The 13,903-nt window shown below is 63.6% G+C and carries 5 protein-coding genes and 3 pseudogenes; 2 read left to right on the top strand and 6 right to left on the bottom strand.

What is annotated here, in order from left to right:
* Window positions 1-58: 58 nt before the first annotated feature.
* The 5 genes and pseudogenes from CKW46_RS02020 to CKW46_RS02000 all read right to left on the bottom strand — a co-directional run bounded on the left by CKW46_RS02020 (window position 59) and on the right by CKW46_RS02000 (window position 5,308).
* Entirely contained in the window at window positions 59-1,165 is a 1,107-nt protein-coding gene (locus CKW46_RS02020; protein ID WP_482052731.1) for an EspA/EspE family type VII secretion system effector, read from the bottom strand.
* Window positions 1,166-1,237: 72 nt separating this feature from the next.
* Window positions 1,238-2,380: an EspA/EspE family type VII secretion system effector gene (locus CKW46_RS02015; protein WP_015357679.1), complete on the bottom strand. Its 1,143-nt coding sequence runs from the start codon at window positions 2,378-2,380 to the stop codon at window positions 1,238-1,240.
* A 129-nt stretch (window positions 2,381-2,509) separates the two neighbouring features.
* A pseudogene (locus CKW46_RS02010) lies at window positions 2,510-3,712 on the bottom strand (ISAs1-like element IS2404/ISMul1 family transposase).
* A gap of 453 nt (window positions 3,713-4,165) precedes the next feature.
* On the bottom strand, window positions 4,166-4,597 hold the full coding sequence (locus CKW46_RS02005) for a hypothetical protein (protein ID WP_482052730.1): 432 nt from the start codon (window positions 4,595-4,597) through the stop codon (window positions 4,166-4,168).
* Window positions 4,598-4,600: 3 nt separating this feature from the next.
* On the bottom strand, window positions 4,601-5,308 hold the full coding sequence (locus CKW46_RS02000) for an EspA/EspE family type VII secretion system effector (protein ID WP_499018663.1): 708 nt from the start codon (window positions 5,306-5,308) through the stop codon (window positions 4,601-4,603).
* Window positions 5,309-6,517: 1,209 nt separating this feature from the next.
* Between CKW46_RS02000 and gltB the strand changes: the two are divergent.
* Both gltB and CKW46_RS01990 read left to right on the top strand, forming a co-directional pair.
* Window positions 6,518-11,100, top strand: a pseudogene (gltB, locus tag CKW46_RS01995) (glutamate synthase large subunit).
* Window positions 11,093-12,559 carry a glutamate synthase subunit beta gene (locus CKW46_RS01990; RefSeq protein WP_117436040.1) on the top strand — a complete coding sequence of 489 codons (1,467 nt, stop codon included), beginning with the start codon at window positions 11,093-11,095 and terminating at the stop codon, window positions 12,557-12,559. The pseudogene gltB and the gene CKW46_RS01990 overlap by 8 nt, the downstream one beginning before the upstream one ends.
* 367 nt (window positions 12,560-12,926) lie before the next feature.
* On the opposite strand, the pseudogene CKW46_RS01985 reads toward CKW46_RS01990, so the two are convergent.
* Window positions 12,927-13,778, bottom strand: a pseudogene (locus CKW46_RS01985) (LLM class F420-dependent oxidoreductase).
* Between the last annotated feature and the right edge of the window lie 125 nt (window positions 13,779-13,903).

The raw sequence follows: 13,903 nt of genomic DNA, 5'->3' as shown, positions 1-13,903 counted from the left end.
TTCCTTTCGGGCCCACGTTATGCCGGCCGCCCCCAGTTATCGGTGTGACCAGTTGGGCTCACACGATGTGGTCTAGGCGGTGTTGGGTGGGGTGGGTTGTGGTGTGCAGGGGTGCGCGTTCGCCGCTGCTGGTGGCTGCGGTGGCGGCGTCGGTGTCGGGGGTTTCGTCTGTGGTGTGGTGATCGGTCGGGGTGGTGTGCTGATGGGCGCCCTGTTGGGCCAGGGTGGAGATCATTTGTGCGTGTTGGGTGGCGGTGTTGGTGAGTTGGCTCAGGGTGGTGCTGAGTTGAGCGATCGTGGGCAGGGTTGGTAGGCCGGTCAGCGCGGGGATGGGCAGCTGTGGTGCGCCGAAGTCGGGCAAGCCCGCGCCGGCCGCGGTGGGCAGGTGAAATTCGGGGGCGCCGGGTAGGTCGGCGAAAGCCGAGTCCAGATCGGGGAGGTGCGGCGGGGAGGCGGCGCTGCTATCGATGAGATCGAACTCCGACAGGGAATGCGCTGGGGGCAGGCTCATTTCGGGTGCACCGGGGATCATGTCCGACCGTGTAGGCACCCCCGCCGCCATGTCGGACAGTCGCTGCGTCGTCGTCTGCAGACTGCCGGCCCTGCGCGACGTCTTCTTCGCCAAGTCGTGCAGAACAAGAGCAGAGATACCCAGCACGGCACCGCATACGACTACGGCGAAGTTGAAGGAGAGTAGCTGGCCCTCGGGGCCCTGAAGTTCTATGCCGAGGCAAATCAATAGGTAGGCCGAGACAAAGCCTATTGCTGCCCACAGTGCGGTGCGGGCTTGCTTCACGTCGTCGGCTTGGGAGGACACCAGCTCGGCGGCGAGCCGGTCCAGATCAGCCATCAGCGTGGAGTGTCGGGACTGGGCGAGGGTGTGGGCCCCGTAGGCGTGAGCCGCGCTGCCCTGCCAACCGCTGTCGGGAACAAGAGCCGCGATCTGGGCGCCGAGGTCGTCGAACATCGTCGCGCCTTTGACCAGGCAACCACCTTGGTCGGGGGACGCATGTCCAAGCCATGCCAGTTCGCCGCCAAGGATGCAGTCGGTCACCAGGCAAACAACGCTGCCTCGGCGCAGCCGTTGGGGATTTTCTTCGTTCCCCTCTGCGTCTTCTGCGATCAGTCGTCGAATCAGATTCCTCATTGTTCCGTTGAGGTTCATGCGTTGAACTTTCCTTCGGTTTCACGTGGAGCCGGCTGTTGAAGGTTGATCGGTGGTGTGATCTGTGTGGCCTCACACGACGACGTCTTGGTGTTGTTGGGTGGGGCGGGTTGTGCTGCCCAGGGGCGCGCGCTCGCCGCTGGTGGTGGTGGCTGCGGTGGCGGTGTCGGGGGTGTTGGTGGCGTCGTCTTGGGTGAGGTGATCGGCCGCGGTGGTGTGCTGTTGGGCCGGTTGGGTCGTGGCGCTGGTGGGCCCGTCGAGGTTGGTGAGTTGGCTCAGGGTGGTGCTGAGTTGAGCGATCGTGGGCAGGGTTGGCAGGCCGGTCAATGCGGTGATGGGCAGCTGCGGTGCGCCGAAGTCGGGGAAGCCCACCCCGGCCCCGGTGGCCAGGTGAAACTCGGGGGCGCCGGGTAACTCGGCCAACGTCGACTGCAGATCGGGCAGCTGCGGTGGGGTGGGCCCGGTGTCCTCGGCGAGACCGAACTCGGAGAGGGAATGTTTCGGGGGAGTGGGCATTTCAGGCGAACCGGGAACTGCGTCGGAGCCGGTGGTCAGGGCCGCCACCATGGCGGTCAATCGCTGTGTCGCCGCCTGCACGGCGCTGGCATTCCGCGACGTCGTGACCGCCAAGAAGGTCAGGGCGACAGCGGCGACAAACAACGCGGTACCGCATATGGGTAGTGCGGAATAGAAGGAGACGAGTTGGCCCTCGGGCCCCTGCAGTTCCAAACCAATGCAAACCACAAGCAAGACCGAGACAATCGCTACTAGTGCCCACAGGGTGGAGCGCACTTTGTGCACGTCATCGGCTTGGGCTGACACCAGCTCGGCGGCGAGTCGGTCCAGATCCGCCATCAGCCCCGTGTGCTGGGATTGGGCGAGGTTGCGAGCCCCATAGGCGCGGGCCGCGCTGCCCTGCCAACCGCCGTCGGGACCAAGGGCCGCGATCTGGGCAATGACACCGTCGAACATCGACCCACTGCTGTCCATGCGGTCCCCCTGGTCGGGGAACCCATGTCCAAGCCATGCGAGCAAGCCACCAAGGATGCCGTCGGTCCCCAAGCAAACAACGCTTCCTCGATGCTTCGAAAGGAAACTATCGGTCAACTCCTCTTCCGCCGCTGGCGGATTCGCCTGTGCGGCGTTGAGGTCGTCGAGCACTTGCTGCGAAAGGTCTTGCATCGCTTTTATTGTTTGAATGGTGGCTGGCTGCATGAGATGAACGTCTCCTTCGGTCGGACGTTGTGCCGGACGTGGCCTGTTGGCTTCACACGGCTAGTTTTTGGTGTTGTTGGGTGGGGTGGGTTGTGCTGTCCAGGGGTGCCAGGGCTCCGGCGTTGTTGATTAGCAGGCTTGTGAGCTTGGGAATTGTGGATTGAGGAGGTCTAGGCGGCGGTTGGCGGTCAAAGCGGTGATCCGGCAGGCTTCGGCGATGTTGTCGGCGCCGTTGAGGCGGTGCAGATTGATCGCGGTGTTGCGTAGCGTTGCTAGGATCTGTGCGCCGTTTCCGGTATGTGCCCTTTGACGGTCTTCGTCGAAGGTGACGTCGCGTATCCAGTGCAGGCTGTTCTCGATTCCCCAGTGTTGACGCATCCAGGTCATGATCGCGGTAGGGCGGGCGTGCTCGAACGGCAGGCTGTAGATGGCATAGACCACCTCCACGGTGCGCTGGTCGGTGGCGGTGATCAAGCGTTCACGAGTGATCCGGATGATTTGTTTTGCGTAGGGGAAGCCGATTCCTCGTGCAGCGGTGATGATTTGCAGGGTGCGGGTCTCGACACGGCCGTGGCCGCGGGAGTCGTCGGTAGCGGCTGTGGGCACCTCGGCCCAGGGCAGCGCGGTGATACGCGCAAGTATTTTGGCTTGGTTGGACTTGACGATCATCAGGTAGTGCGACTTCAAGGTGGCGCAGATCAACTTCGCGGTGACGACCTGGGTATGCATCGCATCCACGGTGACCAGCCACCGCAAGCTGCCCGGCAGCAGCGTGAGCAGGGCACGTACGCAGGGAATTTCATTGCTTTTCTCGGCGACAGCGAGTTGACCGAGCACCAATCGGGCACGGTGGGCGAACACCGACACGAGATGCGTGGCTGTCGCTTTGGCGCGTAAAGCACCACGCAGCATCTTGCCGTCCAACGCGATCGGCACCAATCCACTGGGGTCGCTGCTGGCCACGTGTGCAGTGAAGTAACTGCCCATCCTGGCGTTGAGGTCGGCGGGGTCTAGCCGAGACAAAACAGCGCGGAAGGTCTTCTCACTGGGCCGCCGGAACCGGACCCCTAATTAGGCCAACACATCATCGGGAGCGGTGGCCGCCCATGTGGCAAAACCAGCATAGCCGCGCATCCCCGCGGCAGTGGCCAGAACCGCGATCGCCAACAAAGCCATCAGCGAATACCTCCGACCGCGTGGGTCCCTCGGGTCTGGCACCGAGGCCAACACATCGAGAAACTCCGATCCGATGAGCTCGCTGCGCTCACCAGGACTCCAGCGGTCGAACACCTCTGGAACCGACGACACAGGCAATACTGAAACGGTAGGCACGGGCAACTCCAGACCAACGACGAACAGTAACCAACTCGATCGTTCTCCAGATAGCCCGTGCCTACACTCAGGCCCCAATAGCGCGGCACCAAAGATCATCAACCCAGCTCACAAGCCTGCTAATCAACAACGCCGGAGCCCTGGTCATGGCCCGACCTCTCTTATCGATCTGATCTTTGTGTTGCTGTGGTCCGCGCTGGTGGCGGGCTTGGTGGCCGAATTCAGTCGTTTCTGCACCAAACTCTCCGGCCTCAAGAATGGAATTGCGTTCCAGAATGAATCAGGAGTAGTTTCTGAAATGGAATGGCTATGCAAGCGAACCGGACTTTACTTCGGAAATGCGAGTTGCAGGGCGTTTTCGGCTAAATGGACAACGCTGTTATCGAAGCGGCCTGCAGGACGGCTGCCCGAACTGGCGTGGACGCTGCGCACGGGCCCGGCGCGGTATCGGCGCTAGCCCCGCTGGGGGGTGCCGACGCGCGGTTGGTGGTGTTGGGTTCGGCCGGTCGCGGTCGTGACCGGCGCACGCTCGTCGGTGCTGGTGCTCGCGGCGGCGCCGGTGCTGTCGGCCCCGGTGCGCTGTTGAGTAAGTGAAGAGATCATCTGGGCCTGTTGAGCCGCGGCGGTGTTGAGCTGGCCCAGGGCTGCGGTAACCTGATTCATTGCCGCCAATTCGCCGCCGGTGGGCGTCGTGGGCATGCCGGCCAAGGTGGGGATGGGCAAGTGGGGCGCACCGAAATCGGCGAAACCGGGGCTCGGTGCGCTGGGCTGGCTGAACTCGGGTGAGCCGGGTAGGTCGGGTAGGCCGGCCAAAATCATGGCGGCATCGGTGGTCTGAGGAAGGGGCCCAAGGTCCTCGGCGAGTCCGGCGGCACGCCACGGCAAATTTTACGCGGCTCCATCGGATGCCGACGTGGAAGCCGATGGGGGAACGGCCGCGTCGGCCAGCGCGGGAACCGGGCCAGACCAATTCGGCAAATTGGTCATCATGTCGGTCAATCTTTGCGTGAGCACCTGCAAGCTCCGCCGATTCCGATCACTGGCAATACCGCCGTACACCAGCAGGCCGAACCAGCTGGTCAGCGCCCCGACGCAGACGACCCCGGCGATGTGTTGTGACAGTCGCCAGCCCGCCGGTCCCAGCGCCCCCTCAATGTAGAGACACACCGCGCCCGTACCGGCAACGATGACCATCAACGCAATCACGCCGGTGCGAACGGTTTTCACGATTTCGGCTTGAGAGGCCACTAGGCCGGCGGAGAGGCGGTCAAGATCGCCCATCACCCGCGCGTGTTGTGACTGTGCGAGAGTCTGGCCCGCATAGGCCTGCGCCGCGATGCCCTGCCAGCCCTCCTCGGGAACCAGGGCCGCGATCTGGCCGCTGAGTTGGTCGAACATCACCCCGCTGCGCACGACGCTGTCACCCTCTTCGGGGGGTGCTGGATGTGCCAAAGCGTAGATCAACCAGGCGAAGAGGACGGCCTCGGTGCAGGCGCACATCACTGATCCAGGTTCGCCGCGTAATTCCGGTTCCGGCGGGTTGTTGTTTCCGCCAGGCACCGGCGCGTCATTGCCTGCTGGATTGAAAGGCTGCATGCTGCAAAGTTCCTTCTGATCTGGTGTTCTCGTTGCTGCGGTTCAGGCTGTGCCGGCTCGGCTCGATGGGCTTACCGGAGGTGCGCTCGAATGGATTCTCGTTTGGCGTGCCCGAATTTCTATCCGCCGTGCACATCTATTATGGGCGACAAAATGCGGTGATCCCCACGCCAATTTTCAGCCAAGAAAGCAGAACGGCCTTCCAGGATAAATCAGAATTACCTTCTGAAATAAAACGATATGCACGGCTTCTGATACATTGCGTCAAGGCGACCTGGCGGGGGCAAGTGTTAAATAGTCAATGCAGTTGTCGCCACAGCGGAGGGTGTGCCCACTCGTTGGATCCCGCGATTCGTATGGTGATCACGGCGACGCGGGGGTGTGGGTGTGTCGGCGCGATCAACAGGCATTGGACCGCGCGCTAGAGGCGGTGATCTAGGCACACCCAACGGGCCGGAGTCGGCGGTGTGGTTGTCGTGGTTGTCGTTGTCGGGCTCACCGGCCACGGCCAGGTGTGTCCGATCACACTCTCGCGGACTGTCGATGGACGCTGAACTGGGGTCGGTCCAGAATCGGCCGCTAGCTATTGGGCGAGGCGGGGCGAATCGCCGACCCGGACCGCCGGCCTTAGCGTTTTCTTAATATTGCGCAAACATGACCGGCGGCAACCGGGGGATGTCGTGGCGTCGTGGCCATGGCGCGTGCACGGTGATCCCAAAATTCCTGCACGATAACTGCCACGCCTTATCGTGGAACGTGTTGCCGAAGTGACTGTTGTGTGACGCGGTCTCCGCTGTGGCCGAGTGCGCTTCGGCGCCGGTCCAGCAAATTAGTCTAAGCAGTTACTGTGGCTCGTCGCGGGGTTGGGGGCGGCGGTTGGCACGCCGATAATTCACCGGAAAACGGCACGTGAGCGCGGCCTTCGATCATTGGCTGCGCTGACCGTACGGCATCACCACTGGGCGGGTTACCATTGGTAAGTTGGCATGTCAGGCGGCGGGGCTTTGTCATATCGTTTTACGACTTGTCGTGATCGGTTACAGGGGCACCGTTCAGCGCTGCACGGACGAATCCCTGACTGGGTCATCCCGCACGAGGGCAAGCCTATCGACAAGACCGAAGGGGCCAACGCGGGCAACGTCGGGGCGAGGTGGCCTACGGGCTGCTGGTGAGGCCGCGCAGTTAAGTCTGCTGAAGGGTTAGGTGGGTATGACGCCCAAGCGCGTCGGGCTATACAACCCCGCATTCGAACACGATTCGTGTGGGGTAGCCATGGTGGTCGACATGCATGGCCGGCGGAGCCGCGACATTGTGGACAAGGCGATTACTGCGCTGCTCAACCTGGAACACCGGGGCGCTGCTGGTGCCGAGCCGCGCAGCGGTGACGGTGCCGGCATCTTGATTCAGGTCCCGGATGCATTCCTCCGGGAGGTCGTCGACTTCGAGCTACCGGCCCCGGGCAGCTACGCCACCGGCATCGCCTTCCTGCCGCAGTCGTCCAAAGACGCGGCCGCGGCCTGCGCGGCCGTCGAGAAGATCGCCGAAGCGGAAGGCCTGCAGGTGCTGGGCTGGCGCAACGTGCCCACCGACGACTCGTCACTGGGCGCACTTTCACGCGACGCAATGCCGACATTCCGCCAGGTTTTCCTGGCCGGAGCCTCTGACATGGCCCTGGAACGGCGCTGCTACGTCATCCGCAAACGGGCTGAGCACGAGTTGGGGACCAAGGGCCCCGGCCAAGACGGCCCGGGCCGGGAGACCGTGTACTTCCCCAGCCTGTCCGGCCGGACGTTCGTCTACAAGGGCATGTTGACCACCCCACAGCTCAAGGCGTTCTACCTGGATCTGCAGGACGATCGGCTGACCAGTGCCCTGGGAATCGTGCACTCGCGGTTCTCGACCAACACGTTCCCGTCCTGGCCGTTGGCGCATCCCTTCCGGCGCATCGCCCACAACGGGGAGATCAACACCGTCACCGGCAATGAGAACTGGATGCGGGCCCGCGAGGCGTTGATCAAGACGGATGTCTTCGGCACCGAAGCAAACGTGGAGAAGCTGTTCCCCATCTGCACCCCGGGCGCGTCTGACACCGCGCGTTTCGACGAGGTGCTCGAACTGCTACACCTGGGCGGGCGCAGCCTGGCCCATGCCGTGTTGATGATGATCCCGGAAGCCTGGGAACGCCACGCGAGCATGGACCCGAGCAGGCGGGCGTTCTACCAGTACCACTCCTCGTTGATGGAGCCGTGGGACGGCCCGGCGTCGATGACATTCACCGACGGCACCATGGTCGGCGCGGTGCTGGACCGCAACGGCTTGCGCCCGTCTCGGATCTGGGTCACCGAGGACGGCTTGGTGGTGATGGCCTCCGAGGCTGGTGTGCTGGACCTGGACCCGTCGACGGTGGTGCAGCGGATGCGGTTGCAGCCGGGCCGGATGTTCTTGGTCGACACCGCGCAAGGCCGCATCGTCTCCGACGAGGAGATCAAGGCGGAGCTGGCTGCCGAGCATCCCTATCAGGAATGGCTCGACAACAACCTCGTGCCGCTGGAGAAGTTGCCGTCGGGCGAATACGCCCGGATGGCCCATGAACGGGTGGTCCTGCGGCAGCTGGTTTTCGGATACACCTACGAGGAACTCAACCTGCTGGTGGCGCCGATGGTCCGCACCGGTGCCGAACCGATCGGGTCGATGGGCACCGACACCCCGATCGCGGTGCTGTCGCGGCGTCCCAGGATGCTCTACGACTACTTCCAGCAGCTGTTCGCGCAGGTGACCAACCCGCCGCTGGACGCGATCCGCGAAGAGGTGGTGACCAGCCTGCAGGGCACCACCGGTGGCGAGCGAGACCTGCTCAACCCCGACGAGAACTCCTGCCACCAAATCCAGCTGCCCCAGCCGATTCTGCGGAACCACGAGCTGGCCAAGCTGATCAACCTCGACCCCGAGACCGTGATCAACGGACGGCCACACGGGCTCAAATCCAAGGTGGTTCGTTGCTTGTACCCGGTCGCCGAAGGTGGTGCCGGGCTGGCTGCCGCGTTGAATGAGGTACGTGCTCAGGCGTCGGCGGCGATCGCCGATGGCGCCCGGATCATCGTGTTGTCGGACCGCGAGTCCGATGAGCGGATGGCACCGATACCGGCCCTGCTTGCCGTTGCCGGGGTGCATCACCACCTGGTACGCGAGCGAAGTCGCACCAAGGTGGGGCTGGTGGTCGAATCCGGCGATGCCCGCGAGGTTCATCACATGGCGATGCTGCTGGGCTGCGGCGCGGCGGCGGTGAACCCCTATCTGGCCTTCGAGTCGATCGAGGACATGCTCGACCGGGGGTCATCGACGGCATCGACCGCAACACCGCGTTGAGCAACTACGTCAAGGCTGCCGGCAAAGGCGTGTTGAAAGTGATGTCCAAGATGGGCATTTCAACGCTGGCTTCCTACACCGGGGCCCAGCTGTTCCAGGCGGTCGGGGTGTCCGAAGAAGTCCTCAACGAGTACTTCAGCGGACTGACCTGCGCCACCGGCGGGATCACCCTCGATGACATCGCCGCCGATGTCGCCAGCCGCCACACGCTGGCCTATCTGGACCGGCCCGACGAACGCGCACATCGAGAGCTTGAAGTGGGCGGGGAGTACCAGTGGCGTCGCGAAGGCGAGTACCACCTGTTCAACCCCGAGACCGTTTTCAAGCTTCAGCACTCCACCCGCACCGGCCAATACAAGATTTTCAAGGAGTACACCCGCCTGGTCGATGACCAGAGCGAACGGATGGCCTCGCTGCGCGGACTGCTCAAGTTCCGGGCCGGCGTACGGCCCCCGATACCGCTGGACGAGGTCGAGCCCGCTAGTGAAATCGTGAAGCGCTTCTCGACCGGAGCGATGAGCTTCGGGTCCATTTCGGCCGAGGCACACGAGACGCTGGCGATTGCCATGAACCGGCTCGGCGGCCGGTCAAACAGTGGCGAAGGCGGCGAGGACGTCGGGCGATTCGAGCAGGACCCCAATGGGGACTGGCGTCGCAGCGCCATCAAGCAGGTCGCCTCGGCGCGTTTCGGCGTCACCTCGCATTACCTGACCAACTGCACCGATATCCAGATCAAGATGGCGCAGGGTGCCAAGCCCGGTGAGGGAGGCCAACTTCCGGGGCACAAGGTCTATCCCTGGGTGGCGAAGGTGCGCCACTCCACCCCGGGTGTCAGCCTGATCTCGCCGCCACCGCACCACGACATTTACTCCATCGAGGATCTGGCGCAGCTGATCCACGACCTGAAGAACGCCAACCCGTCGGCACGGGTGCACGTCAAGCTGGTCTCCGAGAACGGGGTGGGGACTGTCGCCGCCGGCGTCTCGAAGGCCCACGCCGATGTGGTGCTGATCTCCGGGCACGACGGTGGTACGGGTGCGACGCCACTGACGTCCATGAAGCACGCCGGTGCGCCCTGGGAGCTGGGCCTGGCCGAGACGCAGCAGACGTTGCTGCTCAACGGATTACGTGACCGGATCGTGGTTCAGGTGGACGGTCAGCTCAAGACTGGGCGCGACGTGATGATCGCGACGCTGCTCGGTGGCGAGGAGTTCGGTTTTGCGACCGCGCCGCTGGTGGTGGCCGGCTGCATCATGATGCGGGTGTGTCACCTCGACACCTGTCCCGTCGGCGTGGCCACCCAGAATCCGTTGCTGCGGGAGCGGTTCAACGGAAAGCCCGAATTCGTGGAGAACTTCTTCATGTTCATCGCCGAAGAAGTGCGCGAATACATGGCGCAGTTGGGCTTCCGCACCATCAACGAGGCTGTCGGCCAAGCGGGGGCACTGGACACGACGCTGACGCGGGCGCACTGGAAGGCGCACCGGCTGGATCTGACGCCCGTGCTGCATGAGCCTGAGTCGGCGTTCATGAACCAGGACCTGTACTGCAGTTCCAGCCAGGATCACGGGCTGGACAAGGCGCTCGACCAGCAGCTGATCGTGATGAGCAGGGAGGCCCTGGATTCCGGCAAACCGGTCCGGTTTGCCACCACCATCAGCAACGTCAACCGCACGGTGGGCACCATGCTTGGTCACGAGGTGACCAAAGCCTATGGCGGCCAAGGCTTGCCGGACGGAAGCATCGACATCACATTCGAGGGATCCGCTGGCAACAGCTTCGGTGCGTTTGTGCCGAAGGGGATTACCTTGCGCATCTACGGCGACGCCAACGACTACGTCGGCAAAGGCCTCTCGGGTGGCCGGATCGTGGTGCGGCCATCGGATAATGCGCCACCGGGTTATGTCGCCGAAGACAACATCATCGGGGGAAATGTGATCCTTTTTGGTGCCACCAGCGGAGAGGTATTCCTGCGCGGCGTGGTGGGTGAGCGCTTTGCGGTTCGCAACTCCGGGGCTCATGCCGTGGTTGAGGGCGTCGGCGATCACGGTTGTGAATACATGACCGGCGGCCGGGTCGTCATCCTTGGCCAGACAGGCCGCAACTTCGCCGCCGGAATGTCGGGTGGTATCGCCTACGTCTACGACCCCGACGGCGAACTGCCGGACAACCTGAACACCGAGATGGTCGATGTCGAGACGCTCGATGACGATGATTCCGAGTTCGTGCACGGCATCGTCCAGGCTCACGTCGATGCCACCGATTCCGCTGTCGGCCAGCGCGTCCTGGCCGACTGGCCGCAGCAGCAACGGCATTTCGTCAAGGTGATGCCGCGCGACTACAAACGGGTGCTGCAGGCGATTGCCGAGGCCGAACGCGACGGTGTGGATATCGACAAAGCGATCATGGCGGCTTCGCATGGCTGACCCGACCGGCTTCCTGAAATACACGCATCGCGAACTGCCGACCCGTCGGCCCGTCCCGTTGCGGCTACGTGACTGGAACGAGGTCTACGAGGACTTCGACAACGAGAGGCTGCGTGAGCAGGCGACACGCTGCATGGACTGCGGTATTCCTTTCTGCCACAACGGATGTCCGTTGGGCAATCTGATACCGGAATGGAACGACCTGGTGCGCCAGGGGCGTTGGCGCGATGCAATCGAACGGCTGCATGCCACCAACAACTTTCCGGACTTCACGGGGCGGCTATGTCCGGCGCCGTGCGAGCCGGCGTGCGTGCTCGGGATCAACCAGGATCCGGTGACGATCAAGCAGATCGAGCTCGAAATCATCGACAACGCCTTCGATGAAGGCTGGGTGAAGCCACTGCCGCCGCAGACGCTGACCGGTAAGACGGTTGCCGTTGTGGGCTCCGGTCCGGCCGGTCTGGCGGCCGCGCAGCAGCTCACCCGGGCCGGGCACAAAGTCACCGTCTTCGAGCGTGAGGACCGCATCGGTGGTCTGCTTCGCTACGGCATCCCCGAGTTCAAGATGGAAAAGCGTGTTCTGAATCGGCGGCTCGAGCAGATGCTGGCCGAGGGCACCGAGTTCCGGGCCGGCGTCAACGTCGGGGTTGATATCACGGCCGAGCAGCTGCGCGCCGATTTTGATGCGGTCGTGCTGGCCGGTGGTGCCACCGCGTGGCGGGATCTGCCCATCCCCGGCCGGGAGCTGGATGGCGTCCATCAGGCGATGGAATATTTGCCGTGGGCCAACCGGCTGCAGGAGGGCGACGACGTGCTGGGGCCCGACGGGCAACCACCGATTACCGCCCAGGGCAAGAAGGTCGTCATCATCGGCGGCGGCGACACCGGCGCGGACTGCCTGGGCACCGCGCATCGCCAAGGTGCGGCCAACATCCACCAGTTCGAGATCATGCCGCGTCCGCCGGAAGCCCGCGCTGCGTCGACCCCGTGGCCGACCTACCCGCTGATGTATCGGGTGTCCGCGGCACTCGAAGAGGGCGGCGAGCGGGTGTTCTCGGTCAACACCGAGAAGTTCATCGGTGACGATGGGCGCGTGCGTGCGCTCAAGGCGCACGAAGTCGCGATGCAAGACGGCAAGTTCGTCAAGGTCGAAGGGTCAGACTTCGAATTGGAGGCCGACCTGGTTTTGCTGGCGATGGGCTTCGTCGGTCCGGAGAAGCCCGGTCTGCTCACTGACCTCGGGGTCAAGCTCACCGACCGCGGAAACGTGGCCCGCGGCGACGACTTCGAGACCTCAGCACCGGGCGTCTTTGTTGCCGGAGACATGGGTCGTGGCCAGTCATTGATCGTCTGGGCGATTGCCGAAGGCAGGGCGGCGGCGGCCGGAGTGGACCGCTATTTAATGGGTTCCACGGCGCTGCCAGCCCCAATCAAACCGACCGCAGCACCGCTTCAATAATCACAACAGCCACATTAGAAACATTTGATAATTGCTCGGCGCGTCGTTTTCGGTTTGCCAGAGCCGGGGTGTCTAATTGGCCGATGTGGGCTCCGTCACATAGACGTCGCACATGGGGTCCAAGTAGTTTGTCCGATCACAGGGAGTGTCACTGTGCGTAGTAACCCGTTACCCCGGTCAAGGATGGGGCGAATCGCCTGGTCATGGTTTCGCCACCCCGTCAAAAGCCACGAGTTTCCTGCCAAACACGAGCGCCTGGCAACGGCCGAAGAGCTGCTGCGGTTCGCGGTCTAGCGCCTGGCCCGGCGCACTTGCCGGCGCCAAACGGGTTTGCTCGACTTCATCGATTTGTTATTAGAAGCATCGTTTATCCGTCAATTAATCCCGACTCGCGGATCGCCTCGGCCATCGGCTCCAGCACGGCCGGGTCATGCGGTGGCGCGATATAGACGATTCCCAGATCCAATCCCTCGGCCGCCAGCGCGGCGGCGTTCTCGATCACCTGCCCGAAATCGCGCTCCGGCGCCAAACCCAGGTGGGCTGAAAGCGTGATCTCTTTCGGATCGCGCCCGATATCGGCGCAATGGGCCGCCAATACGTCGCGCTTGCGGGCAAATTCCTCCGGAGTTCCGCCCGCAAAATTCCAGTGTTGGGCATAGCGGGCGGTGATCCGCAGCGTACGTTTCTCCCCGCTACCACCGATACAAATCGGCGGGTGCGGACGCTGCGGGCCCTTGGGCTCGTTGCGCGCGTCCTCGAGCTGGTAGTACTTCCCGTCGAAGGTGGTGCTCGGTTGGCTCAGCAGCCGGGTCAGTACCGCGCAGGCTTCCTCGAATCGGTCGAAGCGCTCCTTGACGCTGCCCAGCTCGATTCCGTAGGCACCGGACTCCTCCTCGTTCCAGCCGGCGCCAATCCCCAGCTCGAGTCGCCCATGGGAAATGATGTCGAGTGCGGCGGCCATGTTGGCCAACACCGCGGGATGGCGATAGTGAATGCCGGTCACCAGGGTGCCTAGCCGCAGCCGCGTGGTGGCCTGAGCCAGCGCGGTCAGCGTTGTTCACCCTTCCAGGCAGGGGCCGGTGGGGTCGCTGAAGATCGGATAGAAGTGGTCGAAGGTCCAACCGGATTCGTAGACGTCGATGCCGTCGGCGGTCTGCCAGACCGCCAGCATCTGCTCCCAGGTGGTGTTCTGCGGTGAGGTCTTGAAAGCGAAACGCATGCCTTCGACGGTAGTCGCGGTGCAACTGCCGCAAACGCCCGCGCAGGTCCACGGTCGCCGCGCGTATGACTTGCCCTGTGCGCCAGCGGTTTTAGACCTACCGAACACGAAACCTCGCACACTTG

The sequence above is a fragment of the Mycobacterium liflandii genome (genome assembly GCF_022354805.1).
Lineage (GTDB): Bacteria > Actinomycetota > Actinomycetes > Mycobacteriales > Mycobacteriaceae > Mycobacterium > Mycobacterium marinum.
This window is presented reverse-complemented; position numbering and strand designations above follow the sequence as displayed.

Coding starts and splice junctions, on each gene's coding strand:
- CKW46_RS02020 (WP_482052731.1), bottom strand. CDS start 1,165: ATGAACCTCAACGGAACAATGAGGAATCTGATTCGACGACTGATCGCA.
- CKW46_RS02015 (WP_015357679.1), bottom strand. CDS start 2,380: ATGCAGCCAGCCACCATTCAAACAATAAAAGCGATGCAAGACCTTTCG.
- CKW46_RS02000 (WP_499018663.1), bottom strand. CDS start 5,308: ATGCAGCCTTTCAATCCAGCAGGCAATGACGCGCCGGTGCCTGGCGGA.
- CKW46_RS01990 (WP_117436040.1), top strand. CDS start 11,093: ATGGCTGACCCGACCGGCTTCCTGAAATACACGCATCGCGAACTGCCG.